The organism is Actinomycetota bacterium (assembly GCA_030682655.1).
In the GTDB taxonomy this organism is placed as follows: Bacteria; Actinomycetota; Coriobacteriia; order Anaerosomatales; family JAUXNU01; genus JAUXNU01.
This window is the reverse complement of record JAUXNU010000205.1, coordinates 24,768-50,411: the sequence shown is the minus strand read 5'-3', so window position 1 is coordinate 50,411 and position 25,644 is coordinate 24,768. Positions and strand designations below refer to the sequence as shown.

The following is a 25,644-nucleotide window of genomic DNA, read 5'->3' as shown; positions in this document are numbered from 1 at the left end:
GCTGACCGCACGGCGAAAGCGCCGCTGCGGGTACCTGTGCACCTTCGATCCCGCGAGGAGGGACCGTGGACCTATTGCTACCGATGTTCACGCTTGGGCTCGTCACTAGCCTGCACTGCGTGTCCATGTGTGGCCCGATGGTGGTGTCGTACGCGCTCAAGGGCGCCAAGGACGATACCTGGGCTGCGCGAATCACACCGAATCTTGCATATCAGGCGGCCAAGATACTGAGCTACATGCTCGTCGGGCTTGTGCTCGGGGCCGTTGGCTCCGCACTCAACCTCGACGCCATCCGGCCCTACGTGATGGTCGCCGCAGGCCTGTTCATGATCGTCCTTGCCCTTGGCATGACCGGCAAGTTTCCCTGGGCGGCCCGGCTGACCCCGAAGCCCCCGAAGTTCCTCGTGACCGCGCTGTCGCGCGTAGGCAAGAAGGCGCGCACCGACGCCGAAGCCGGCGTGAGTTCGCTCGGCACACCGGTCACATTCGGGCTTCTCACGGGTCTCTTCCCGTGTGCTCCCCTGATCGCCGCGCAACTCAATGCGGCCGCCGCCGGGAGCCCGGGCGCCGGAGCGCTCGCGATGCTTGCGTTCGGCCTTGGGACCGCTCCGCTCATGCTCGTCTTCGGCACCGCATCCAGCTTGATCCCCAAGCGCCTCAAGGAGCGCGCGATGGTCGCGCTTGCGGTCGTCGTGCTTGCCTTCGGCCTCGTGTATCTGAACCGGGGCGCGATGCTCCTCGGCTCGCCGGTCACGGCCCAGAGCATCAGGCAGGCTGTCCTTGGCGGGCCTACGCAGCAGACGACACCTGCCGAGGAGTACCAGGCCGGCGCCGATGGCGTGGTCGAGGTTCCCCTTACCATCGCCAACGTGCAGTTCCAGCCGTCGGTCGTGAGCATTCCCGCGGACCAGCCCGTCCGGCTTGTCGTTGACAGGCAGGAGGCAAGCGCGTGCTCCGACCAGCTTGCGGTGCCGCAGCTCGGCGTGCTCGTCGATCTGGAGCCGTTCGCGACGACGATCGTCGACCTGCCCGCCGCGAAGGCCGGCTCCTACACCCTGACCTGCGGCATGGGCATGATGTCGGGTCAGCTCTCTGTTGGCGGCGCCGGGGCCTCGGCGGTGGGCCAGAACACGGTCCCCGTCTTGTTCGGAGCTGCCGGCATAGCAGGTGGGCTCATCTTCATGATGCGCCGCAAGCCGGTTGCCGCCACGGCCGGGAGGAACCGGAAGACCGGTGCGGGACAGACTACCCCGGCTCCGGCGTCCCTCTTCGGCTTCACCCCCATGCAACTGATCGCTGTTGGAGCGACCATCGGTGTCGCTGTGATGATGGGTCTCGTTCTCGGGGGCGCGTTCGCATGATGACAAACGAGAAAGGTAGTGCAGATATGCAGAACAACAGCACTCAGGCGAGCACTTCGTTCGGCCGCTGGGCCATCGTTGCAGGGCTTGTCCTGGTCGTATTCTTCGCGTCTTACCGGTTCGCCTCAGCGCGTTTCGCAGAGCTTCGGGTCGGCGGTGCGGGTGCCGCGACGGCGCAGGTTGCCTACAACGACACCGGGGTGCCGTCGGAGTCCGATCCCACGGGTCCAGGTGCGGCGTGCGCCTGCTGCGGTGGTGGCGGACCCAGCGAGCCGATAGAGGGCTCCGCAGCCGTCGAGGGCGACGTCCAGCGTATCAGCGTCGACGTCTCGCAAGGCTACTACGATCCCAACACCATCAAGCTCGTGGCCGACATCCCTGCTGAGATCACGTTCAGCCAGTCGAGCGGGTGCACAGGCGAAGTGCTCTCCAAGGACCTCGGGTTCTACGAGGATCTCAATTCCGGTTCCAAGACGATCAATCTGCCTGCACTGACAGCGGGGACGTACTCGTTCTCGTGCGGCATGGAGATGGTCTTCGGCACCATCGTGGTCGAGTAAGGAGACAATCATGACCACAGCTCACACTCCAATCCAGGGCGGGACCGCCTGCCCGGTACTGCCCGACGAAGTCCCTTGCGCGCCTGTGGACGGTTCGTCCGACACACACGCCGCGCTAGAGGAAGCGTCTTTCGCGCTGACAGGGATGACCTGCGCTTCGTGCGCCGCCGTCATCGAGAAGGTCATCTCGGGGCTACCTGGGGTCGCGCGAGTCAACGTGAACCTGGCCACGGAGAAGATGACGGTGGTCTTCGATTCCGCCATCACCGACGAGCTTGCGATCGCGGCCGCCGTCAAAGCGGCAGGCTACGGCGCGACGCCGCTGTTGGCAGCGAAGCCAGAGGCTGTGACCGCGACTGGCACGGCGACAGTCGGCCTCATCGGCATGACGTGCTCGTCTTGTTCTGCGGTCATCGAGAAGACCCTGCAACGCGTTGCGGGCGTCTCCTCGGCAGCCGTCAACTTGGCCGCCGAAAGCGCGACGATCGAGTTCGACCCGACGGTCCTTGGCATCGACGATCTCATCGGAGCCATTCGGGCGGCCGGCTACGACGCCGTCGTCAAAGTCGACATTGCCCCCGGTGCTCCCGCCGAGGACGCACAGGCCGTGGCACAGGCTGCGCACCGGAGTCACGAGCGCAATCTGTTCCTGTTCTCACTCGTGTTCTCGATCCCGCTGTTCGTGCTGTTCATGGTCCCGCCGTTCATGATGTCCTGGCCGCTTGCCGCCGCGACCTGGCTTGCTGAGACCTTTGGTGGCGCGTGGGAGCCGATGATCGTGGGCAAGTTCCTCGGTCTCGCGCTCGCGACGCCGGTTCAGTTCATCGCGGGCGCGCAGTTCTACCGCGGCCTCTGGCACGCGCTCAAGCGCAGGACCGGGAACATGGACACGCTCATCGCCATCGGCACGAGCGCGGCGTACTTCTACAGCCTCGCGGCCACCTTGCTCCCGTCGCTGCACGCCGAGCCGGTCTTCTACGAGACCGCCTCCCTGCTCATCACCTTCGTCATCCTCGGCAAGCTGCTCGAGGCGCGCGCGAAAGGCAAGACGTCGGATGCCATCAAGAAGCTCATGGGGCTCGCCGCGAAGAGCGCTCGTGTCGTGCGCGGCGGCGAAGAGGTCGACATTCCCGTTGAGCAGGTCATCGCCGGCGATCTCGTTGTCGTGCGTCCCGGGGAGAAGATCCCGGTCGACGGTGTGATTGCCGAGGGCCGCTCCGCGGTGGACGAGTCGATGCTCACCGGCGAGTCCATTCCCGTGGAGAAGAACCCCGGCGACGGCGTCATCGGCGCCACGATGAACAAGCTCGGTTCGTTCAAGTTCCGCGCCACGAAGGTCGGTGCCGACACCGCGCTCGCGCAGATCATCAAGCTCGTCGAAGACGCGCAAGGGTCCAAAGCCCCCGTCCAGCGGTTCGCTGACCGGATAAGCGCGGTGTTCGTTCCCGCAGTCGTGGCGACAGCGCTGGTCACGTTCCTCGTGTGGCTCTTCGCAGTCCCGAACTTCGTCGATCCGTCCTTCTACGCAGGCGCCGCGCCATTCGTGAAGGCCCTGCTCGCAGGTACCGCGGTCATCGTGATCGCGTGCCCGTGTGCACTCGGTCTGGCCACACCGACGGCGATCATGGTCGGTACCGGCAAGGGCGCCGAGAACGGCATCCTCATCAAGAGCGGAGAAGCGCTCGAAACCGCCTACAAGATCCAAGCGATCGTGTTCGACAAGACCGGCACGCTCACGCACGGTACGCCCGTAGTCACCGACATCGAGCTGGCCGAGGAGACCGATCCCGACATGGTGTTCGCTCTCGCGGCTGCGCTGGAGCGCAACTCCGAGCACCCGCTCGCCGAGGCGATTGTCGCGCACGCGAAGGCCACCGGCGTCGAGCTCGCCGACGTGACAGGGTTCTCGGCCGTTCCCGGCCACGGCGTCGAAGGCACCGTGGGCACCATGCGCGTCGCGTTCGGGAACCGCAAGCTGATGGTCCGCGAAGGAATCGACACCAGACGCTTCGAAGAGCGCATCGCAGCTCTGGAGAGCGAAGGCAAGACGGTCATGCTCGTAGGCCTCGACTCGTCGAGGCTTGCAGGAATGATCGCTGTGGCCGACACGCTCAAGGACAACAGTGCCGAGGCTGTGACGCGGCTTGCGCAGATGGGTGTCCAGGTCTTCATGATCACGGGCGACAACCGCCGGACCGCCGAGGCCATTGCGGCCCAGGCTGGAATCGAGCCGGGGAACGTGCTAGCCGAGGTCTTGCCAGAGCACAAGGCCGAGGAAGTCGCGAAGCTGCAATCCCGTGGCCTCACCGTGGCCATGGTCGGCGATGGCATCAACGACACCCCGGCGCTAGCTCAAGCCGATGTCGGCATCGCGATGGGAGCGGGCACCGACATCGCCATGGAGACCGGCGGCATCGTGCTCATCAAGAACGACCTGCGCGACGTCGTGACAGCGATCGAGCTCTCGCGCCGCACGATGCGCAAGATCCACCAGAACTTCTTCTGGGCGCTCGGCTACAACACGCTTGGCATCCCGATCGCCGCTCTTGGCCTACTCCGTCCAGAGTTGGCGGGCGCGGCAATGGCGCTCTCAAGTGTCAGCGTGGTCACGAGTTCTCTGCTTCTCAGGCGTTTCCGCCCGAGCTTTGCGCGGAACGCCGCATAGCACACCCGACCGGGAGGAGCACGCCTGTGCTCCTCCCGATTCCCGGAAAGGAACGAAGATGAACAGCATGAGGAGGATCGCGCTGCTGGCCCTTCTGGCGCTTGCAGCAGTGGGTCTCGTTGCCTGCTCCTCGGCAGATGAGGCGGACGAAGGCACCGAGATGGGCGTGTGGGGCTACGTAGCTTCCGCGGAGAATGCGAAGCTTGAGCTTGCGGCTGGGCAGCCGGGAGCGACCTCCCTGACCATCGATCGCGTCGTGGCACCGGAGGATGCCTGGATCGTCGTGCACATCGACGAGGACGGCATGCCTGGTGAGCGCGTCGGACTGGCGGGCGTGGAGAAGGGCGAGACCACTTCGCTCGAAGTCCCGTTCGACACGGACGCCGCATCCGTGATCGTGGCCGTCCACGCCGACCGGGGCGAGAAGGGCGAATTCGACTTCGACATGGAAGCGAAGGAGACGAGTCCTGACCGTCCGTTCTTCGTGGACGCTGAGGAACTTGCGCGCGTCGTGACCGTGAGGTAGCCGTGCCCGAAGCGTGCTACGCTTCTTCGCGTGATGAGCACAGGGCGATACGGAGGCCGATGACCGGCGCGGGTGACATGCGCGACACGCTAGCGCGCCTGGGCTACAGCCAGCGGGTCGAGGACCTGTTCGGTTCCATGCGGGACGACGGGTTCTTCCCGGCTCGCGTGGTGCGCGTCGATCGCGGAATGCCGCTGGTGACGTCCGATTCCGGGACCGAGCGGGTCGAGGTGGCAGTTCACCTCATGCGCACCACCGGTGCCGGGAGCAGAGTCGTAGTCGGGGACTGGGTCGCGATTGCGCGGCCCCCCGGCCATGACTTGCCTCTCATCGAGGCGATACTGCCGCGCTCCTCGGCGTTCACGCGCAAGGATCCTGGTGGGCAAGCCGAGGAACAGGTGGTCGCCGCCAACATCGACGCGGTCTTCATCGTGCAATCGCTCGTTCCGGACGGGCCGAATCTCAGGCGGCTCGAGCGTGAGCTGGTCCTGTCGTGGGAAAGCGGCGCCCGCCCTGTCGTGGTGCTCACGAAGGCCGACCTGTGCCGCGATGCGGGACCTGCCCGCGAGGCTGTGCGCGCTATCGCTCACGGTGTGGACGTGCACGTCGTGAGCGGTGTGACGCGCGAGGGTGTCGACGCGCTGATGGCATACGCCGACGGCGACGCGACGATCGCGCTCCTCGGCGCGTCAGGCGTCGGGAAATCGACGCTGGTGAACGCGATGGTCGGCAAGGACGTCCAGGCGACTGCGGAAGTCCGGGTGGCCGACGGGAAGGGCCGCCACACGACCGTCGCCCGGGAGATCGTGCTCATGCCCGGGTCGGGAGTGCTTGTCGACACGCCGGGCATGCGCGCTCTTGCGCTTTGGGACTCCGAGCAGGGTCTTGCCGCTGCCTTCTCCGATATCGCGCGACTGGCCGAGGAGTGCCGGTTCAGGGACTGCACCCACGTCACCGAGCCCGGTTGCGCGGTCACGGCCGCAGTCGACGGCGGAGACCTGCACGGGCTGCGTCTGGAGAGCTATCACCGTCTGCGGGACGAGCTCGACCAGCTCGCGGTCCATCGTGAGGCGCGCGCACGCAAGAGCGAGGCACAAACGAAGCGCGGCCGGACCAAGCGCGGTCGCGACTAGCCGCTACGGAGCGGTGACGAGCGTGACGGGGAGCCTGACCATGTTCGTGGGCGCACCGTCCTTGGGAGAGGGTTCGTAGACTATGACCGTCCCCGCCCCGTCGCTGGCGATGTCGAACTCCACCGGCTCGTCGAATGTCCCGCGCGTGCCCGTTCCCGACGTGGTCTGCACGGCCTGCTCGGTCACGATCTCGCCGCCCGGTGCGGTCACAGTCACCACGAACATGGCCTCGAAGACGTTCGCCGTCCCGGTCAGGCGCAGCGGGCTCGACACCCTCGCGCCCGGCGTGGGGCTCTCGACGAGGATCGCCGGCGTGACGTTCTCGAAGTCAGCCCGGCCTACCGAGGGCCCGACCTCCAGCCCCTCTCCGCCGAGTGTTTGCACCGGCTTGTCTTCGACCTCGAAGGCCACAGTCTCCACGGTCGGGAACTGGGTGAGCGTGTAGACCACCTGCGCCGCGCGTAGCTGCATCGACAGCGAGCCGCCTCCCGATGTGAACTCGCGCGAGAGGTTCACTGTTGCCAGGCCGCCACTGACCGTCACTCCCAGCAGTCTCGTTCCCGCCGGGATGGCCGAGGTCATCCCGATGTCGCTCTCTGCCGTGTTCGCGCCCTGGAGCAGCTGTTCGAGGGCCACACGAGCCATCGCGGTCGTGCGCGGGACCGCCCGCGTCGAAGCCGCGATCACCTCATCGCGCGAGAAGTAGACCAGAACATCGACGGTGTCGCCACCATGAGGGATCTCCGTTGACGTGGACTCAGCTGGCGGCTCCGGATCGGTTGACACACCTCGCACCGGGGTCTTCTCCGAACAACCCGCGAGGAACAAGCAGGCAACAATCAGTGCCACGCCGATCACCATGACTAGCCGGTTGGCGCGCATCGGTTCCTCCTGCCTCGGGTACCATGACATCATACAACCGCTCGCGGTGTTGCACGTACCTCATCTGGCAGCGCAAGGAGGAGCCCATGCACGAGAAGCGTGGTTCTCTCACAGGAGGGCTCGTGCTGATCGCACTGGGTCTGGCGTTCCTTGCGATGCAGTTCTTCGAGCAGGTCGGCGGCTCGGTCGTGCTGCTGTCGCTCGGAGCGGCGTTCCTGACCGCGCACTTCATCTACCGGGCGTACGGGCTTCTCATTCCCGGATGCATCCTTCTCGGCCTGGGGGCAGGTCTGCTGGCCGAGGAGACGTCGATCGCGGGTGCCCTCAGCGAGCCTGTCGTGATCGGCCTTGGTGCCGGCTTCCTTCTCATCTGGATCATCGACCGTGTGTTCACCAGACGTGGCCCCCGGGGGTCGTGGTGGCCCCTCATCCCGGGAAGCATCCTGCTTCTTGTGGGTCTGGCAGAGTCGTTCGGGAACGTTGAAGACGTGTTCCCGTTCATCCTTGGCGCCGGCTTGGTGGTCCTGGGGGTCTTCGTGATCGTGCGCGGAGCTGGCAAGAGTCCCGACGACGAGACCCCGCTGCCGTAGCATCCGGCTCCGGGTTGTTCCTCCTTGGCTGCACGTCTATCCTGTGAGAGGCCGGGCAGGCCCCGACCCCTCGGCGTCAGATGGGCGGTCCATGCAGGTACATCGTCTCCAAAGCCCTTTCAAGCACTGGCTCGGTGGGCTCGCCATCGAACTCGTCGCGTTCGCGGGGTTCTTCCTGGCGGTTGCGGTTCTTGTCGCCGTCCTCGTTCGAATCCTCTAGGGGTCTGCGGCCATGTGGATGCGGACTCGATTGGCCGACACGAGGGTAGTCCTGCACTTCGTCGGGGTGTTCGTGGTGGGCATCGGCCTCGTGATGGTCGTTCCCCTCGTGACTGCGCTCCTGTTTCGTGAATGGGATGCGGCCCTCGACTATCTCGTGGGAATGGGCGTCTCGGTCGCCGTTGGCGGGGCGCTGGCGCTGACCCAGACGCGTGAGACGCGGGTTACCCGCGGGCATGCGCTCGTACTCACCGCGCTCGGGTGGATGGCCGCTTCCGCTGTGGCGGCGGTCCCGCTCGCGATGTCCGGCAACTACCTGTCCTATATCGACGCGGCCTTCGACGCTGTCTCAGGGCTGACCACATCGGGACTGACGGTCGTCGTCGATCTGGATCACATGGCGCTTGCGCACAACATGTGGCGTCACCTTACACACCTCATCGGCGGGCAGGGCATCGTCGTCGCGGCCTTGTCCTTGGCGGTAGGCATGCGTGGCGGAGCGTTCTCTCTCTACGAAGCTGAAGGGCGGGACGAGCGGATCCTGCCGAACGTGCTCTACACCACGCGCTTCATCTGGTTCGTGACCGCGGTGTATGTGGGTCTCGGCACCATGGCCCTCTTTGGCGTCAACAGCTACTTGGGTATGGATCCGGGCCGGGGGTTCCTCCACGCCTTCTGGATTTCGGTGGCCGCCTATGACACGGGCGGGTTCGGGCCGCAGTCGATGAACGCCATGTACTACCACAGCTACGCATTCGAGATCGTCAGTGTCTTTCTGATGATCGCCGGCACTATGAACTTCAACCTGCATGCGCAGGTCTGGCGCGGGGACCGGCTGGAGCTGTGGCGCAACATCGAGACGCGCGTGCTGGCCGTGAACATCCTCTTGCTGTCCGCTCTGACGGCCATCGGCTTTGCCGCAACAGAGGCGTTTCCTGACTCCTTCGCCGCCGTGAGAAAGGGCGCCTACCACATCATCTCCGCACACACGGGGACGGGGCACCAGACCATATACGTGAACCAGTGGATGGCCGACTACGGCGGCCCCGCATTCGCGGCGATCCTGCTGGCCATGGCCGCTGGAGGCGCGGCGTCATCCACGGCGGGAGGGATCAAGGCCCTGCGCATCGGTACCGTGATGAAGGCGGTGGTGCTGCAGGTCAAGCGCTCGCTTGCCCCCAGGAGCGCAGTGATAACAACGCGGTACCACCACCTCGGGGAGCGGTTCCTAACGCCTGAGATGACCACCGTGGCGGCGATCGTCGTGATCATGTACGCCATCACGTACGTCTCCGGCGGGCTCATCGGCGCGGCCTACGGCTACGGCGCCGGTGAGGCGCTCTTTGAATCGATCTCGGCTACGGCCAACGTGGGCCTGTCGACCGGCATCACGTCGTCGGCCATGCCCCTCGGGCTCAAGCTGGTATACATGGTGCAGATGTGGGCAGGTCGCCTTGAGTTCATCGCCGTGCTCGCTCTCGTGGCGCAGATCGTGCTGGCCGTTCTGCCGCGGCGCGTGAGGGCGCGTGCCTCGTGATGACCTCCAGACGGACACGCTTCCTGTTCGCGATCCTGGTATTCAGCGGAGTCCTGTCCGTGACGACTCCGTTGGCGGTTGCCGCCGATGCGAACGCCATGAGCCCCGCACAACTCATCGCGATCGACCGCGCGCTCGACGGCACGCCAGTCACCATCGAGGGAGAGGCGATCGGCGAGTCCTTGCGGGCCGGCGCCGACCACAGGTGGGTGAACGTCCTTGGCGGAGGCGTTGGCGTTGGCGTATGGCTCACCAACGAGCAGGCCGAGACCGTCGGCGTATACGGCGATCACGTTCACACGGGGGACATCGTGAGGGTGCGCGGCACCGTGAACGTCTCGTGCATCACGCACGGTGGTGAGTTCGATGTCCACGCTGACTCGATCGAGCTTCTCGAGCCCGGCTTCAGACGCACGCACGAGCCGCAGCTTTGGAAGCTTCCGGTGGGACTCGTTGGCCTGCTGCTGGGACTGGTGGAGTACAGGCTGTGGCGCGTGTTGCGGGAGCGGCGCCCCGGCTAGCGGCCCTGTGTGGTCAGACGAGATTGCCGTCGTTGTCGATGTAGCTGTCGTCCGGGTAGCACCACAGCCATCCGCCCCCATCGGCCGGGCCCATGATCGGGTGCTCCGCCGTGTGGTAGTGGCCCCGGGCGTGTTGGTTTGCCGAGGAGTCGCAGCATCCCACGTACCCGCATGTCTTGCACACGCGCAGCTGCACCCAGGTGTCGCCGGAGGTGACGCAGCCCTCGCAGACGTGAACCGCCGCGGGGAGAGTCAGATCGACGTTGTCGCAGTGGTCGCACGTCGCCATGCGCGGGCTCCTCTCGACGCGGGGGGTCGTGGAGTATCTACCCGACATGTCACCGGGCACATCGCCGCGTGTCCGGGGAAACGTTGAGGTACGATGACCTCCGTGTGCGCCCCGTATGATCGGAGATCCTGTGACCATCTCGCTTGTCGAGCGCTTCCCCGGCATCGATGGGCTGTCGCGTGTCGCACTTTGCGACCTGCCGACTCCGCTCGAGACCATCGAGTCCGCGCTCTCAGTCGGCGAGCTCTGGATCAAGCGAGATGACCTCACGTCGCGCGCGTACGGCGGGAACAAGGTCCGAAAGCTCGAGTTTCTCCTTGGCAAAGCGCTAGCCGAGGAGCGCAGGGCCGTCATTACATTCGGCGCCTACGGGTCGAACCACGCGCTTGCGACCGCGGTCCATGCCCGAGCGGTCGGTCTCGAGCCGCATGTCGTGCTCTCGCCTCAGGCGCCGACCCCGTACGCTCGCGCGACGCTGCTGGCGCACGCCGGGCTCGGGACACGGATCCACCTGGTGGAGGGCTGGGACGGCGCGCGGGAGGCTGTGAGGGTCAAGCGAGCGCTCGAGGCGGCCAACGGCGTGGAGCCGCTCGTGATCCCGATGGGCGGTACGAACGCGCTCGGTGCGGCCGGCTACGTGAACGCTGCATTCGAGGTGGCGGATGAGATGGCCGAACCGGGCACCATCTACGTTGCGGGCGGCACGCTCGGCACCGCCGTCGGACTGGCGATCGGGTGTGCGGCAGTCGGCTGGAACCGCGTAACGATACAGGCCATTCGCGTGACGCCGTCCGAGGTCGCCAATGTGGCGTTCGCCCGCACAATAGCCGAGGAGACGGTCGCGCTGCTCCGGGAGGCGGACGCGGACTTCCCGGCTCTCGCTTTCGGGGACCTGAGCCTGACGCTACGGGATGACTGGTGCGAACCAGGATACGGAGTCGTGACTCCCGAGACGATGCAGGCGGTCGCCGACATGGGGCAGGCGGGACATAGGCTCGAGACGACGTACACGGGCAAGGCCTTCGCCGCGCTGACGGCCGATGCGTCGCGCGGCGAACTCGGAGGGTCCAGCGTGCTGTTCTGGAACACCTACAACTCCGCTGCATTGCCCGAGCCGGGTCCGGCAGACACGCTCCCGCAGCGGCTGCAAGACTACATCGCCGAGTGCGACCGGCTCTTCGGCTAGGACAGGAGGAATCGCAGATGTCAGACACGCGCAGGGGATTCGGCTCTGACAACCACGCCGGGGTGCACCCGGCGGTTCTCGCCGCGATCGCCGAGGCGAACACGGGTCACGTTCCGGCGTACGGCGACGATGTACTCACCGCCCGCGCGGTCGAGCTGTTCCGCTCTCACCTGGGTGACGATATCGACGTGCACCTGGTGTTCAACGGCACCGGAGCCAACGTGGTTTCGCTCGCGAGTGTGGCCACGCCGTACCAGTCCGTGATCTGCCCGGAGACGGCGCACATCAACGTCGACGAGTGTGCTGCTCCCGAGCACATCGCGGGCGTCAAACTCGTACCGGTCGCCACGCCCGACGGCAAGCTGACTCCGGACCTCGTGCGACCCCATCTGACCGGATTCGACTTCGAGCACCACGCCCAGCCGCGCGTGATCTCCATCTCGCAGGCCAGCGAGTTCGGAACCGTCTACACGCCCGAGGAGACCCGTGCCCTCGCCGACTTGGCTCACGCGCACGGCATGGTGCTTCACGTCGACGGCGCCCGGCTCGCGAACGCAGCAGTCTCGCTCGGCTGCAGCCTCGGGGAGATCACGGCGGGCGCCAGTGTGGACGTGTTGTCCTTCGGTGGCACCAAGAACGGCATGCTGATGGGGGAGGCGGTCGTTCACTTCGGGGCTGCTCGAACTGCAGCTGCGAAGTATGTGCGCAAGCAGTCCGCGCAGCTTCCGTCGAAGATGCGTTTCGTTGCGGCGCAGTTTGTGGCGATGCTCCAGGGCGATCTGTGGCGCGAGTGCGCGGTGCACGCAAATGCGATGGCGGCCCGTCTGGCTCACGGTGCGCGCGACAGGGGCATCGAGATCACCCAAAGCGTTGACGCGAACGAGGTATTCGCACTGCTGGGTGGCGAGCAGCTTGCCCGCTCCCAGGAGGCCTATCGCTTCTACACCTGGGATGAAGCGCGCGGTGAGGTGCGCTGGGTCACGTCCTGGGACACCACCGAGGAAGACGTCGACAGTCTCCTGGGCGCTCTCTAGGGCGTGCGCAGGGGTGGTCGTCACGCCTCTGAAACCGACTCCGACCTGCGGGCCACGTCATGCGACCGGTGGCGTGTACGTGCCGTTCGTCGCCGTCTGCTAACCCTTGGTCTTCGCCAGCCCGATGGACTCATTAGGTGCACGAAGGGCACCGCAGACCTTTTGTCGAGGATGAACGGTCTGTCGAAGGTGTGAGGTACCCCATGGGCCGGGTCTTCCCACTCGACTATGTCGACTACATCGCTTTCCTGGGCGGCGTGGCGCTGCTCATCATCGCCACGCACGGAGTGGCGTTGCGCCAGGCCGGCAACAAGCGCTTCCAGTGGCTGTGGCTCGCTGCGTTTGCGGTACTCAGAACGGTCGACCAGTGGTATGTAGCGCTTGCGGAGCCCTTCGTTTCGAACCCGTGGATCCTCTGGTTGGACATTCTTGCCGCGGCTGCCGCGTTTGCGGCTCTCATGGAGTTCGGGCTGTCCTCCGAGCGGCAACGTGCCGGCGCACGACGTGTCGGCGTCCGGTGGCTCGTTGCGGCGATCGCTGTCGGTCTCATTCCCGGTGCGGGTCTTCTCGGTTTCGGCCGCGAAGTGGGCAACTTCATGCTGCTGGGCGCAGCCCTGTTTGTCGCCCGTGAACTCGTTCAGACGACGCGAGATGAGACGGCCAAGCAACAGGCGACCACTATCCACGTAGCGGTCAGCCTGGTGGGATACATGGGTACTTGCGTCGCTGCCTGCGCACTCATGCGTTTGCCGGGCGACATGGAGGCCTTCGCCTGGCTTGTCGCGGCACGGTCCGCATTCGCACTGTTCCTCATGGTCGGGCTCGGAGGCTACGCCTTGCGGTTCGGCCAGAGCTCCACGGTGGTCGACGAGCGCTACGACCGTATCGCCCGCCGCATACTCGGACTCTCGCTCGCACTCATGCTAGTCCTCGGCTGGGCGGTCACCGACATCATGGGTCAGGAGGGCGAGCGCAAGCTGCTCGATTCACTTCGGGCGCAGGCGCGCATGGCCGCCTCGGCGATCGCACCGGAGTACGGGGCTGAGGATGCGCCTGCAGCGACGAGAGCGGTCCAGTCTCACGCAATCACAATCGAAGACCACCTCAACCACCTGCTCCTCGCCTCCGAAAGCCTGACGGATCTTCGTGTCGTTCGGCTGGAGGACGGCCGCGTGGTCGAGGTTGCCTACGCGTCGGTCGATGGCCCGGATATCGGCTCGATCAGCGCGATTCTCTCCGGGATCGCGAAGGAACAACACGCGGTGCTCGCCGACGGCAACCCGCACCTGCTCGGGCCGCTGGAGGCGGACGGCAAGACGTGGTACACGGCGTTTGCTCCCATCGAGGACGCTGGTTTCGACACCACGGTCACATTCGTGGGCGCGGATATGGACGCAGCTACCGTGGACGCGTCGCGGTCGCTTTACCGGCTACTCGGCATTCTGCTTTCATTCGCGATCAGCAGCTTGATTCTCGGCCTGTACGTCGTCGTGCAGATCACGCGCACCATGGCTGCCCGCGTGTCCCTGTCGGAGCGTAGTTTCCGGACGATGTTCGAGAACGCCCCCGAGGCGATTCTTGTCGTGGATGCACACGAAGGACTCATCCTGTCGGCGAGTCCCTATACATGCACATGGCTCGGTCGCGAGGGTGGATCGCTGAGCGGCGTTCCGCTTGCGGATCTTGCCGTCATCGAGCCGGACGTGCTCGCCGGTATGCTTCGCGAGTGCTACGAGAGTGCCGTCCCCGAGCCGCAGAGCTGCCATTTTCGCCATGCCGAAGGTCGCGAGATCGATGTCGAGGCGAAGGCGCTCGCGTACGAGTACGACGGCAAGGACGCACTGATCATCTTCGCCCGGGATGTGACCGCAAGCGTGAGCGCGCAACAGGAGACGGAGGCGCACGCGCTGTTCAGCCAGCTCATCGCGGAGACCACGATGGCCTTCGTGGATGCCAACGAAGCGAGCATCGGTGAGCTTGTCGAAAGCGCCCTGACCGGGATCGGAACATATGCCGGCGTCGATCGCGCCTACCTTTTCGACTTCGCCGAAGACGGCGAGACCATGTCGAACGTCTTCGAATGGTGCGACGAGGGGATTTCGTCCAGGAAGTCCTTCATGCGACGCGTGCCCGTGAGCAAGTACTCTCACCTTGCCGGCAATCTCATGAACGGATACGACGTGCACGTTCCGGATGTGGCCGCAGACACGGGCCTCCCCGGCTGCGAGCGAGAGGCCCTCCAGGCAGCCGGGGTCCAATCGTTGCTGGTCGTTCCGATGGTCGTCGTAGGTCGTACCGTCGGGTTCCTCGGGTTCGACTCCATCCGCAGCACGAAGGAGTGGTCGCTCGACAACATAATGGTCCTGCGCATCGTAGCCGACGTCATCGCCGCGGCTCGCCGCCGGGTGGCGGCCGAGGCCAAGGTCAAGCAGCTGTCTCTGGCGATCGAGCAAAGCCCCGTGGGCGTCATCATCACCGACCCGGACGGCGACATCCGGTACGCCAATCCCAAGTTCGGACGGTTGACCGGCTACTCCACGGCGGAGCTGCGCGGGAAGAACCCACGAATCCTGAAGTCGGGCGAGACGCCTCAGGAGGTCTACGAGGACCTGTGGACGACCGTAGCGGCCGGGAAGATCTGGCGCGGCGAGGTCATCAACAAGCGCGCCGACGAGAGTCGCTTCTGGGCCGCGCTCACTATTTCGCCGATGCGGGGGATCGATGGCCGCATCACGGGCTACGTCGGAATCCAGCAGGACGTCACGCAGGTCAAAGAAGCGCAGGCAGCTCTCGAAGAGGCGAAGCTCTCGGCGGAGACAGCGAACAGAGCGAAGAGCGATTTCCTGGCCACGATGAGTCACGAGATCCGCACGCCGATGAACGCGATCATCGGGATGGCAGAGCTGTTGCGTGAGACGGAGCTTACGAAGGCGCAGGCACGCTACATCGACATCTTCGAGTCGGCTGGAGAGTCGTTGCTTATCCTCATCAACTCGATTCTGGACCTCTCCAAGATCGAGGCGAATCGGCTCGATCTTGACCCTGTTCCGTTCGATCTCTACGACATGGTGGAGGGCGCCTCGTCGGTCGTCGGCATGAAGGCCGCCGAGAAGGGCCTCGAGGTCCTATATCGCGTCAAGCCGGGGACTCCGGAATGGGTCGTCGGTGATCCGGACCGGCTTCGTCAAGTGCTGCTGAATCTCCTTGGCAATGCGGTCAAGTTCACCGAGAGCGGGCATGTATACGTGGCCGTGGAGCAGGACCCGTTGTCGGATGACCCCGGCGCTCTCAAGTTCTCGGTGACCGACACGGGAATCGGCATAGCCGAAGACAAGCTAGGTGCGGTGTTTGAGAGCTTCACGCAGGCCGACTCCTCCACGACACGCAAGTATGGTGGCACGGGCCTCGGCCTGACGATCTCGCGACGCCTCGTCGAGGTGATGGGCGGCACGATAGAGATCGCGAGCCGCCCCGGCAAGGGCACGACCTTCACGTTCACCGTGAAGCTCGAGGTAGCCGAAGCGCCGATGAGCGCCGTCAACGCGCCTCCCGACCTGCGCGAGGGTGCCCGCATTCTGGTTGTCGACGACAACGCCACGAACAGGCTCATCCTGCGCGAGACACTGTCTACGTGGGGAGTGCTTGTCGGGGAGGCAAGCGACGGTGCAGACGGCCTGGAGCAGGTGCGCCGGGCTGCCAAGGCGGGCGAGACCTGGGATGCGATCGTTCTTGACTACCAGATGCCCCGGATGGACGGCTTCGCGTTCCTTGAGGAGCTGCGTGCGACCTCGACCTTCCGCGACCTGCCGGTGATCATGCTGTCCTCGGATATGCACTCGCGCGATGGTGAGCGCGGGAAGCGCCTGGGACTCGTGGACAACCTTCAGAAGCCGGTTCGCAGGAACGAACTGCGGCAGGCGTTGGCCGACGCCCTCGGCGGTACGTGGGAGCGCGGGCTGCCCGGCCCCCGCCGGTCAACCCATGGTGTCTCGGCGCGGAATCGTGCGGACGAGACGAAGCTCCGGCCCGCGAAGGACATCGCGCCGCTCGAGATCCTCGTCGCCGAGGACTCCGAGGACAATCGCTTCCTGCTGGAGTCTTGCCTGGGCGCGACGCCGCACCGCGTGACGTTCGCCGAGAACGGTCGCGAAGCGCTTGACCTAGTCGAGTCGGGACAGGTGTTCGATCTCGTGTTCATGGACATGCAGATGCCGATCATGGACGGCTACGAGGCAGCCCGGCTCATCCGCGAGCGCGAACGCCCGCTCGATGGCGTACATATGCCGATCGTGGCACTGACCGCCTATGCACTGAGTGAGGAAGTCGAGAAGTGCCTCGCCGCAGGATGCGATGCACATCTTGCCAAGCCGATTCGCAAGAAGGTTCTGCTCGAGGCGATCGAGGGATTCGAGAAGGAGGGAAACCGGTGGAAGGCCAGCGCATAACAGTCTGCATTGATTCCGGGTTGGAGGGGCTCATCCCGCGCTATCTGGAGCGTCGTCGCGAGGACGTGGTCCGTATCCGCGAGGCTCTTGACGACGGGCACATCGAGGACGCGCAGACCGTGGGACACAAGATGCGGGGATCGGGCGGAGGTTATGGCTTTGATGCCCTCACGGATCTCGGCGGTCAGATCGAGACCGCAGCGGTTGTGGGTGATACCGCGGCGGTCTGGAGACTCGCGCAAGAGCTGGAGGACTACCTGGCGAGAATCGATGTGCGGTTCGTAGATGAGAGCTGATGGAATCCACAGGTTTCGACCGAGTCTTCCCCGGAGGACGCGTCTGATCGCGGCTGGCCGAGAAGCGTCCCTTCCCGGCCCAACGCTGGCCAGATCGCACGGACGCGTCCCCGGCGGGCTCTCGAGATGAAGCGGCCTGGATGACGGGTTCGACGAAAGAGAAGGAAAAGACCGATGTCGCACATACCCTTGGTGCTCACGATCGACGACGAGCCTGAGATAACCAGCCTGATCAGCATGGCGCTGACCTTGGATGGTCTTGAAGTGGCTGTCGCCAACAACGTCTTCGAGGGGATGAGTGCGATCACGGAGCAGATGCCGGACGTCATACTGCTCGACATCATGATGCCCGGCATCGACGGCTGGCTCTTCTGCGAAACGCTGCGCCGCGACGAGGCCACGCGGGACATCCCGATCGTGTTTGTCAGTGCACTGCGCGGTGCCGCCGACAAGGCGAAGGCCGCCAGTCTGGGCGCTTCAGGCTACGTGACCAAGCCGTTCAGTATTGCCGACCTGCGTTCCGAGGTGGCGCGGCACGTGCGTGAGAGCAGGCATCAGGGCCTTCGTGCCACCCGGTAGACCGCTCCGCACAGATCGCAGACGCAGATTGAGGCCGTCCCACAGGAACTCCAGCTCGAGCCCGAGTCTGTCGAGCGCGACGGGTTCGACCGAGGCGGTCGGTTCTGGCGCGCCGGTCGGCTCACGCACGGAGACCTCCAGGGGGACGAGTGCACCTGAGGAGTGTCTACCCCTCAATCGGGGCCCGCACCGCCCGGGCGGCAGGCTTGGCGCGGGGCTGTCCGTCACACGACTGGAGTAGAATCGAGCTCGCCTGTCAAGGATCGTGCGAAGAGGAGGACCAGTTGGCACGTTGCGAGTTGCGAGCGGTTGTCCGGGGAGTTGAACTTGCCTGCGACCGAGAGTGACCACCATCGCGGACCCTCGTGCACTGCGACAGCGTCCCTGACCGCCACGTGAGAGCAGGTCCGCACGTTGCTGTTCCTAATCGACGGCTACAACATCACCAAGGGCGACCCGGCGACGCGGTCGCTCTCGCTTGAGGAGCAGCGTGACGGGCTGTTGGCTCGTCTTGCCGTGCGGGGAGCGGACCTCCTTGGCCAAGGAGAGATCGTGGTCGTGTTCGACGGCGAGGGCGGAGCGGGCTTGTCGTCGGCCAGCCATGGCACGGTGCGCGTGCGTTTCTCGCGCGACCGCAGTGCCGACGACGTGCTGGCGCAGCTCGCCGGGGAAGCGCAGCAGCCGGTGTGCCTGGTGAGTTCCGATCGCGAGCTGGCCGAGCGCGTCGCCACGCATGCATGCCCGGGGGCGGAGGTGCGCCCGCGAGAGGCGCTCTACGAAGGCGCGCGGCCGGCCCGTGCACGCCGACGCTCTGCGCGGTATCCTGCGAGAGCTGTCGGCTTGCCTGCCGGGGCGAATCGCGTCACCGAGGAACTCAAGAAGCTGTGGCTTCCCGAAGACAAGGAGTGAGATGCCGGGCTCAGGCGTCATCGTCAACGTGCTTGCGGTTCTCGTGGGGACCGCGCTGGGCCTGACTTTCGGCCGGCTCATCACCGAGCGCTTCCGCTCGATCGCCTTCAAGGCCATCGGGCTGTCCGTCATCATCGTCGGTGCTTCGATGAGCATCGGCGGCCTCAACGCGATGGGGGAGAGCGAGCTGGGCGCATACGCGGGGCTCGTGCTCGTCGGGGCGCTCGTGGTCGGCTCTCTCCTTGGCGAGGCGCTTCGCATCGAGTACTGGCTCGAGGAGCTCGGTCACTGGCTCCAGCAGAAGGTGGGCGCGATGCCTTTCCTCTCGCCCGGCAAGGCCGAGCAGCCCGGCGAGAAGGGCCACACGCTCGTAGAGGGCTTCGTGACCGCGTCGCTTCTCTTCTGCGTTGGCGCCATGACCGTGCTCGGCTCCATACAGGACGGTCTCGGGGACCCATCTCTGCTCTACTTGAAGTCGCTGCTCGACGGGTTCGCCGCCATCGCGCTGGCCGCCGCGCTCGGCGCCGGCGTGGGGCTGTCGGCGTTGCCGGTGCTCGTGATCCAGGGCGGCATCGCTCTTGGCGCCGGCGCGCTCCAGCCGTACATGACCGAGGTGGTCATCCATGCCATCCAGGCCACCGGAGGTGCGCTCATCTTGTGCATCGGGCTCGACTTGACCGACATCAAGCGTCTTCCCGTCGGCAATATGCTGCCCTCGATCATCATCGGCGCCGTCGCCGCCGGGATCTTCGGCTAGGGTCCTTCAGGCACAACGGGCGAGAGGCGCTCTTGATTGACTTGCGGTGCAGAACAGTGTTATGTTACGCAAGCATGAGCCGAAGGAGGTGCTCGACGTGAGCTCGGATCTGATATCGAAGAAGGAGCTGCTCCAGGTAGCCGGCATCTCCTACGGTCAGCTCTACCGTTGGAAACGCAAGAACCTGATTCCGGAGGACTGGTTCATCCGCAAGTCGACCTTCACGGGCCAGGAGACCTTCTTCCCCCGGGACAAGATCCTCGTACGGATCGAGCGTATCCAAGGAATGCAGGGCGACGATCTGTCGCTCGACGACATCGCCGAGGCCGTCACGCCGGACTTGGGCTCCGGGGTCATGAAGGTGGCCGACGTCCTGGAGCGCGGAGTCCTCTCGGAGACGGCGGTCACGCTGTGGCGTGAGGCGCATCCTGAGTCCGAGGAGATGGTGTACGGCGATCTCCTTGGCGGGTACGTCCTGGACGGACTGCTGAAGGCGGGGGAGATCACGGTCGGCGAAGGGCCTTCGGTCCTGCAGGCCATCGAGGAGGGCTACGCGGCGTTCGAGGGGCGCGAGTGCGATCTTGTGGTGCTGCGGAAGATGGGCGTGTGCGTGTGTCTGTTGGTTTCGAGCTCGGCCGAACTCAGGACTGAGAGCGGCGCACGCGAGGTCGCGAGGGTGACGCTGTCTGGCAGCGTTGAGGAACTGGCCGTGAGGGCCAGATAGCAGTGGAGGAGCGAGTGATGGGTAAGACGGAGAGATCAGACATGAAGATCAACGGGGACGGATCACTTTCGGGCGGCGCATTCGGGGCGGTGACGATCAACGGTGCGGGCACGGTGCACGGGGACGTGGACTGCTCGACCCTGCGCGTCAACGGCGCTGGCGACATCGATGGTGCCGTGAAGGCCGAGACTGTGATTGTGAACGGATCGGCAAGCTTCAAGCGTGAAGTGCATGCGGGTGAGATGACCGTGAACGGCGACTCGACCGTGCACGGCGGTGCCGGTATCGGCATTCTCAAGGTCAAGGGCCGCCTCGCGATCGATGGTGGGCTGGCGGCCAGGGAGGTCGAGCTGCGCGGTGACATGAGAGTGGGCAATGATCTTGAGGCCGAGGTATTCGACGGTGAGGGAGCGTTCAAGATAGGTGGCCTGCTCAATGCGGGGGTCGTTGACATGCGCGTCCATGGAGCGTCGAGTGCCCGGGAAATCGGCGGCGAACGGATCACAGTCCGGTTGCCCAGGGGCTTCAGCGCGCTGTCGGCGATCTTCACCTTCTCGACCGACAAGAGACTGACCGTCGAGACCATCGAGGGCGACGAGATCTACCTCGAGAGCACCGTGGCCAAGGTCGTGCGTGGCGGTCGGGTGCAAATCGGGGAAGGTTGCGACATCGACCTCGTGGAGTACACCAGCGAGATCATCACAACTCCCGGCGTGGTCGTGAAGGCATCGCGCAAGATCGACTTCGTGTCGTAAGCGTTTGGGGTTCGGCCCGTGTCAGGACTTTGGTTTACGATGGCACCATGAGAATCAGGACGATTCAAGAGAATGCGGCTGCGGCTCCGCAGACGATTGCGCGCCCACGGTCACTTGAGCTATTTGCTGGCGCCGGGGGAATGGCACTAGGTCTTCATGCCGCCGGGTTTGAGCATGCCGCGCTGGTCGAGTTCGAGCCAAAGGCATGCGCGACTCTCGGGCACAATGCCGCCCTCTGGCAAGCAAGAAACGGCTCCGTTCCGCCGTGGAAGGTGACTGCGGTCCACTTGGCGGATGTGCGGGACTTTGATTTCAGATCTGAACTCGGTCATGGAGAGCTTGATCTGGTGGCTGGCGGACCGCCATGTCAGCCGTTCTCCCTCGGCGGCGTCCATGCCGGGATGAATGACCCGAGAAACATGTTTCCGGCGGCGCTGGCGTTGGTCCGTGATCTCCGGCCGAAGTTGGTGCTCTTTGAGAATGTCGCTGGACTGTTGCGGAGTGGCTTCTTTCCATACTTTGAATACGTCGAGGCGCAGCTTCATGACCCCCTCTGCGCTCCAGGGGACGACGAGGACTGGCACCGGCATCGAGACAGGTTGGCGCGCAGGAGGGCCGGGAACTCGGGCGAGCGCTACTACGTCACACGACAGCTGCTCAATGCGGCCGACTTCGGTGTTCCCCAGCTGAGGAATCGCGTGTTCCTAATGGCAATTCGTGCTGATCTATCCGACGTGCCAATACCACCACTCCTTGCTACGCATTCTGAGGCGGTCTTGTTGAACGACCAGTGGGTGTCCGGGCTGTATTGGGAGCGCCATGGTCTGGCTCTTCCCGCTGGAGCACCCGCAAGTGCCCGCGCCGCGACGCGTAGCGTGACTACCAGTGCACAGTTGCCCTGGCGCACAGTGCGGGATGCGATCAGTGGGCTCCCTGAGCCTGTGGACGGCGTCGAGTCACCCAGCGCGTCCAGTCATGTTGGGATTCCGGGTGCACGATCGTACGCCGGTCATACGGGTTCCGAGATCGACCGTCCCTCGAAGACGATCAAAGCGGGCGTACATGGGGTGTGCGGGGGCGAGGCCATGATTCGATACTCAGATGGGCGCCTGCGCTACATGACGGTTCGTGAGGCGGCTCGGATCCAGACCTTCCCCGACAACTACGAGTTCGTGGGCGCGCGGTCTCATGCCATGAGGCAGATTGGGAACGCTGTTCCGGTCGAACTTGCGGCTGCGGTAGGTAGGCATATGCGCGCCAGCGCTGGCCTGTGAGTTCGTGGCTGCAATGCGAGACACAGCGACAACCTCGCGAGTGATGGCCGCAGTGAAGAGCAAGGACACGAAGGCGGAACTCGCCTTGCGCCGCGAGCTTCACGCCAGGGGTGTCCGCTACCGGCTGCAGGCCAAGGATGTAGTCGGCCGCCCCGACTTGGTGATCAGGAAGTATCGGATTGCGGTGTTTGTCGACGGCGACATGTGGCACGGGAACGAGCACGTCCGACGCGGGCTGCCGAACCTGGAGGCCATGTTCCCGACACACACCGATTTCTGGTGCGGCAAGATTCGCAGGAACGTGCAGAGGGACCGAGAGGTGAACGAACACCTGAGATCAGAAGGATGGACTGTCCTCAGATTCTGGGCGACGGACGTCGAAGCGGATCCTTCGGTCGCGGCTAGTGTGGTCGAAGATGCAGTACGCGGCTCGCGCCGAGCCAACGGAGTCTGAGGGGAGACGCGCCATGGCGCTGACCGATAGGTTCTCTGAGGGATGCGGACTGTTCGAGTTCGACATATCGACACCGTTGTTCGAGCAAATGTGTGCCGATTTCGAACGACTTGTTCCAGTGGCACTTGACGAAGGCCATCTGGCCGATGTCGGCGAGAGACCTGGCGTCTATGGTCTTCACTACCAAGGAGCGCTTGTCTATGTTGGCAAGGCGGACGACTCCGCGCGAGTCAGATTGCGCAAGCACTGGAGGCAGCTGCATGGGCGAGTGGGAATAGCCCCCGAAGAAGTGGACTTCCGATGCCTGCACTTCGCCAACACATGGGACCCGTTCAAGCCCGAGGCGCACATGATCAAGCGCTACAAGCCCAACTGGAACAGCAAGGGCTTCGGCCCGAATGATCCAGGCAGGCGCAGGGATGGGACGGGTCTCGCGGACACACACTGGCACGTCCAGTACCCCCTCGATCCCGAATACCGTTGCGACGGCGTCCCCGCTGGCCAGTACGACGTCTTGGAGCTCTTGCGGCTGATTTGCCAAGCAAGCCCCGTACTGGGTGCGCTTCCAGGGGAACCGTATGGGGTGCATGGATGATGATCGCGGGGCGTACGAAGTTGCTCAGAATGATTATGGGGCCGCAAAGGTCGTGCTCGTCCCCAGCAACGACATGACCGTCAGGGAACTGCTCGTGCTCGCAGTCAGAGCGCTTCCGTGTCCTGATGACTGGCAACTCACGCAGCTGCCGAGTCATCTGTTGCTGTACCGCGAGGTTGATGCGGAATACCCACGCATGACCCGTTTGTGGCCACCTCGAGACTGACCTACATTCCGTTCACACAACGCAGGGGTGGCGCAGAGCTAGACGCTCTCGCGCCACCCTTTCACGTCGAACGCGCCCGGGCACAGCTCGCTCACGACGCAGGCTCCGCATACCGGGCGCTTGGCGTCGCAGATCGCCCGTCCGTGGTCGATGAGGCGGTACGTGAGCGTACCCCACTCCTCGGCGGGAAAGAGCGCCGCCAGATCGCGCTCGATCTTCTCCGGATCGGTCTGCGCCGAGAAGCCCAGGCGTTGCGATAGCCGCTTGACGTGAGTGTCGACGGCCACGCCCTCGGCCTTGCCGAAGGCGTTGTAGAGCACGATGTTGGCGGTCTTGCGCGCCACGCCGGGTAGGCTCGTGAGCCCCTCCATCGCGTCCGGGACCACGCCATCGAACTCGGCTACGATCCGCTGGGCTGCCTTCATGATGTTGGCGGCTTTGTTGTGGTAGAAGCCGGTCGGCTTCACGAGGGCCTCGACCTCTTCGACCGAGGCCGCGGCGAGCGCATTCGCCGTCGGGAATGCGGCGAAGAGCGCAGGCGTGACCTTGTTCACGGTGATGTCGGTCGTCTGGGCCGACAGGATGACTGCCACGAGCAGCTGGAAGTCGCTCTCAAACGTGAGCATGATGTGCGCGCGCGGATACTCCCGGGCCAGCAGCGCGACGATCTCGGCGGCCCTCTCCCGGCGCCGTCCGGCGCTCTCTCGCTTCGCGACGGCGCTCACGCCAGCCCCGCTTCACCGGCCGGCCCGAGCAGCGACGGTCGCGCTATCAGCACGAGCGCCCAGCCAAGGAGAACCACCGCGCCGACGAGCACCGCATTCGCGGGCCCGATCGCTTTGCCGATGGCGCCGAAGATGATGGCGGAGATCGGCATGATGCCCATGAACGACATGACGAAGAGCGCCATCACGCGCCCGCGCAGATGTCCCGGTGCCGCTGCCTGGATGGTCGTGTTGGTGAGCGAGTTCGTGCCCAGGAATGCGGCTCCCGCGAAGACGGAGAGCACCATGCTGAGCCAGAAAGAGCGAGACAAGCCGAGCGCGATGAGCAAGACAGCCATGCCAGCGAGCACGAGCGGGATGAGGCGCTCTCGCTTCACGGTGTGCGGAAGGCTTGCGACGACGAGCGCCCCGACGAGGGCACCGGCACCGTTGGCCGACATGAGGTAGGTGTAGCCGACCTCCGGGTGCCCGAGGACCTTGTCCGCGATGGCCGGCAGCAGCATCAGGAAAGGCATGCCGAAGACGGTCATCACGGCCGTCGTGATGATGAGCGTGCCGACCGTGCGGTTCGCGCGCGCGTACCGCATCCCCGCCGTGAGCGTGGCCCACGGACCCTCGCGGTGACCGTCTGCGACACGTGCGTGAGTATGGGCCCGCGAGCCGGGAAGCCCGTCGTTGGACGGGTGTGGCCGGATGAACCACAGTGCGCCGATGACGAACAGGAAGCTCGCCGCGTTGACGTAGAAGACCTGTCCGTAGTCGGCTCCCAACAGCAGTATTCCGCCCGCTGCCAGTGGGCCGAGGAGCCGGGCGCCCTGGAACTGCGCGGAGTTCAGCGCGATGGCGTTCAGCAGCGATTTTCGGGGCACGAGGTCTGGCAGCAGCGACTGCCACGCCGGGAACGTGAGCGCCGAAGCGATGCCGCCGACGAGTCCGAGAGCCGAGACGTACACCAGCGAGAGCACGGGGGTGCGCGACGAGAGGTGCCCGGTGTGGAAGAGCACGCCAAGGGCGGTCGCCTGCACGAGAAGGACGGCCTGGACCGCCATCAGCAGCTTGCGCCGGTCTACGCGATCGGCAAGGAGTCCCGCCGGCAGCGCGAGCACCAGGACGGGGATACCGGTCATGAAGTTGACGATTCCCAGATCGAGTTCGGAGCTGCGGAACGACCACACGACAAGGCCGAGCGCCGCCGTCTGCATCCACGACCCCATGTTCGAAAGCAGCGAGCCGCCCCAGAACAGCGAGAAGTCGCGGTGGCCGAAGGACTCGAACGTCCTGGTGCGTCGGACGACGATCGGGCGTGGCGCCTCGACGTCGGCTTCGCAGGTTTCGAGACTGGTCCGTTCGGCCCCGTTCTCCTCGGCCATGCATTGCTCCCTTGCGATCTTGTTTCGACGCC

26 protein-coding genes are annotated in these 25,644 nt (G+C 65.1%); 22 read left to right on the top strand and 4 right to left on the bottom strand.

Features of this window, described 5'->3' with window-relative positions; genetic code table 11:
- Nucleotides 1-65 precede the first annotated feature (65 nt).
- The 5 genes from Q8K99_13590 to rsgA all read left to right on the top strand — a co-directional run bounded on the left by Q8K99_13590 (nt 66) and on the right by rsgA (nt 6,245).
- A complete protein-coding gene (locus Q8K99_13590) occupies nt 66-1,361 on the top strand; it encodes a sulfite exporter TauE/SafE family protein (protein ID MDP2183584.1) in 1,296 nt (431 codons plus the stop codon).
- Between the two features lie 26 nt (nt 1,362-1,387).
- The gene (locus Q8K99_13585) at nt 1,388-1,921 is read left to right on the top strand and encodes a cupredoxin domain-containing protein (GenBank protein MDP2183583.1); all 534 of its coding nucleotides are present in this window, start codon (nt 1,388-1,390) and stop codon (nt 1,919-1,921) included.
- Nucleotides 1,922-1,931: 10 nt separating this feature from the next.
- On the top strand, nt 1,932-4,586 hold the full coding sequence (locus Q8K99_13580; GenBank protein ID MDP2183582.1) for a heavy metal translocating P-type ATPase: 2,655 nt from the start codon (nt 1,932-1,934) through the stop codon (nt 4,584-4,586).
- Nucleotides 4,587-4,653: 67 nt separating this feature from the next.
- A complete protein-coding gene (locus tag Q8K99_13575; protein MDP2183581.1) occupies nt 4,654-5,112 on the top strand; it encodes a hypothetical protein in 459 nt (152 codons plus the stop codon).
- Between the two features lie 59 nt (nt 5,113-5,171).
- A complete protein-coding gene (gene rsgA, locus Q8K99_13570; GenBank protein MDP2183580.1) occupies nt 5,172-6,245 on the top strand; it encodes a ribosome small subunit-dependent GTPase A in 1,074 nt (357 codons plus the stop codon).
- Nucleotides 6,246-6,248: 3 nt separating this feature from the next.
- On the opposite strand, the gene Q8K99_13565 is transcribed toward rsgA, so the two are convergent.
- The gene (locus tag Q8K99_13565; GenBank protein ID MDP2183579.1) at nt 6,249-7,127 is read right to left on the bottom strand and encodes a Gmad2 immunoglobulin-like domain-containing protein; all 879 of its coding nucleotides are present in this window, start codon (nt 7,125-7,127) and stop codon (nt 6,249-6,251) included.
- An 86-nt stretch (nt 7,128-7,213) separates the two neighbouring features.
- On the opposite strand from Q8K99_13565, the gene Q8K99_13560 reads away from it, so the two are divergent.
- The 4 genes from Q8K99_13560 to Q8K99_13545 all read left to right on the top strand — a co-directional run bounded on the left by Q8K99_13560 (nt 7,214) and on the right by Q8K99_13545 (nt 9,994).
- Complete coding sequence (locus tag Q8K99_13560; GenBank protein MDP2183578.1) at nt 7,214-7,717, top strand: hypothetical protein; 504 nt, start codon at nt 7,214-7,216, stop codon at nt 7,715-7,717.
- Between the two features lie 91 nt (nt 7,718-7,808).
- Nucleotides 7,809-7,937: a hypothetical protein gene (locus tag Q8K99_13555; GenBank protein MDP2183577.1), complete on the top strand. Its 129-nt coding sequence runs from the start codon at nt 7,809-7,811 to the stop codon at nt 7,935-7,937.
- A 12-nt stretch (nt 7,938-7,949) separates the two neighbouring features.
- Nucleotides 7,950-9,473, top strand: coding sequence for a potassium transporter TrkG (locus Q8K99_13550; protein MDP2183576.1), 1,524 nt, complete (start codon nt 7,950-7,952; stop codon nt 9,471-9,473).
- Nucleotides 9,473-9,994, top strand: a complete 522-nt coding sequence (locus Q8K99_13545) for a hypothetical protein (GenBank protein MDP2183575.1) — start codon at nt 9,473-9,475, stop codon at nt 9,992-9,994. The genes Q8K99_13550 and Q8K99_13545 overlap by 1 nt, the downstream gene beginning before the upstream one ends.
- Nucleotides 9,995-10,007: 13 nt before the next feature.
- On the opposite strand, the gene Q8K99_13540 is transcribed toward Q8K99_13545, so the two are convergent.
- A complete protein-coding gene (locus tag Q8K99_13540; protein MDP2183574.1) occupies nt 10,008-10,283 on the bottom strand; it encodes a UBP-type zinc finger domain-containing protein in 276 nt (91 codons plus the stop codon).
- 130 nt (nt 10,284-10,413) lie between these two features.
- On the opposite strand from Q8K99_13540, the gene Q8K99_13535 reads away from it, so the two are divergent.
- From Q8K99_13535 to Q8K99_13475, 13 genes are all read left to right on the top strand, one after another.
- Complete coding sequence (locus tag Q8K99_13535) at nt 10,414-11,469, top strand: pyridoxal-phosphate dependent enzyme (GenBank protein MDP2183573.1); 1,056 nt, start codon at nt 10,414-10,416, stop codon at nt 11,467-11,469.
- 17 nt (nt 11,470-11,486) lie between these two features.
- A complete protein-coding gene (locus tag Q8K99_13530) occupies nt 11,487-12,503 on the top strand; it encodes a low specificity L-threonine aldolase (GenBank protein ID MDP2183572.1) in 1,017 nt (338 codons plus the stop codon).
- Between the two features lie 203 nt (nt 12,504-12,706).
- Nucleotides 12,707-16,948, top strand: a complete 4,242-nt coding sequence (locus Q8K99_13525; GenBank protein MDP2183571.1) for a response regulator — start codon at nt 12,707-12,709, stop codon at nt 16,946-16,948.
- Nucleotides 16,930-17,244: an Hpt domain-containing protein gene (locus Q8K99_13520; GenBank protein ID MDP2183570.1), complete on the top strand. Its 315-nt coding sequence runs from the start codon at nt 16,930-16,932 to the stop codon at nt 17,242-17,244. Before Q8K99_13525 ends, Q8K99_13520 begins: the two co-directional genes overlap by 19 nt.
- A gap of 174 nt (nt 17,245-17,418) precedes the next feature.
- On the top strand, nt 17,419-17,823 hold the full coding sequence (locus Q8K99_13515; protein ID MDP2183569.1) for a response regulator: 405 nt from the start codon (nt 17,419-17,421) through the stop codon (nt 17,821-17,823).
- Between the two features lie 414 nt (nt 17,824-18,237).
- Nucleotides 18,238-18,732 carry an NYN domain-containing protein gene (locus tag Q8K99_13510; GenBank protein ID MDP2183568.1) on the top strand — a complete coding sequence of 165 codons (495 nt, stop codon included), beginning with the start codon at nt 18,238-18,240 and terminating at the stop codon, nt 18,730-18,732.
- Between the two features lies 1 nt (nt 18,733).
- The gene (locus Q8K99_13505; GenBank protein MDP2183567.1) at nt 18,734-19,489 is read left to right on the top strand and encodes a DUF554 domain-containing protein; all 756 of its coding nucleotides are present in this window, start codon (nt 18,734-18,736) and stop codon (nt 19,487-19,489) included.
- Nucleotides 19,490-19,586: 97 nt separating this feature from the next.
- Complete coding sequence (locus Q8K99_13500; protein ID MDP2183566.1) at nt 19,587-20,213, top strand: YhbD family protein; 627 nt, start codon at nt 19,587-19,589, stop codon at nt 20,211-20,213.
- Nucleotides 20,214-20,230: 17 nt separating this feature from the next.
- On the top strand, nt 20,231-20,968 hold the full coding sequence (locus Q8K99_13495) for a polymer-forming cytoskeletal protein (GenBank protein MDP2183565.1): 738 nt from the start codon (nt 20,231-20,233) through the stop codon (nt 20,966-20,968).
- Nucleotides 20,969-21,108: 140 nt separating this feature from the next.
- On the top strand, nt 21,109-22,242 hold the full coding sequence (locus tag Q8K99_13490; GenBank protein ID MDP2183564.1) for a DNA cytosine methyltransferase: 1,134 nt from the start codon (nt 21,109-21,111) through the stop codon (nt 22,240-22,242).
- A gap of 13 nt (nt 22,243-22,255) precedes the next feature.
- Nucleotides 22,256-22,696: a very short patch repair endonuclease gene (locus tag Q8K99_13485; GenBank protein ID MDP2183563.1), complete on the top strand. Its 441-nt coding sequence runs from the start codon at nt 22,256-22,258 to the stop codon at nt 22,694-22,696.
- A 13-nt stretch (nt 22,697-22,709) separates the two neighbouring features.
- Nucleotides 22,710-23,291: a hypothetical protein gene (locus tag Q8K99_13480; protein MDP2183562.1), complete on the top strand. Its 582-nt coding sequence runs from the start codon at nt 22,710-22,712 to the stop codon at nt 23,289-23,291.
- Complete coding sequence (locus Q8K99_13475) at nt 23,284-23,517, top strand: hypothetical protein (protein MDP2183561.1); 234 nt, start codon at nt 23,284-23,286, stop codon at nt 23,515-23,517. The genes Q8K99_13480 and Q8K99_13475 overlap by 8 nt, the downstream gene beginning before the upstream one ends.
- Nucleotides 23,518-23,555: 38 nt before the next feature.
- Here Q8K99_13475 and nth read toward each other — a convergent pair whose 3' ends face one another.
- Nucleotides 23,556-24,242 (bottom strand): endonuclease III, encoded by a 687-nt coding sequence (gene nth / locus Q8K99_13470; GenBank protein MDP2183560.1) that lies wholly within the window; start codon nt 24,240-24,242, stop codon nt 23,556-23,558.
- Nucleotides 24,239-25,612 carry an MFS transporter gene (locus Q8K99_13465; protein ID MDP2183559.1) on the bottom strand — a complete coding sequence of 458 codons (1,374 nt, stop codon included), beginning with the start codon at nt 25,610-25,612 and terminating at the stop codon, nt 24,239-24,241. The genes nth and Q8K99_13465 overlap by 4 nt, the downstream gene beginning before the upstream one ends.
- Between the last annotated feature and the right edge of the window lie 32 nt (nt 25,613-25,644).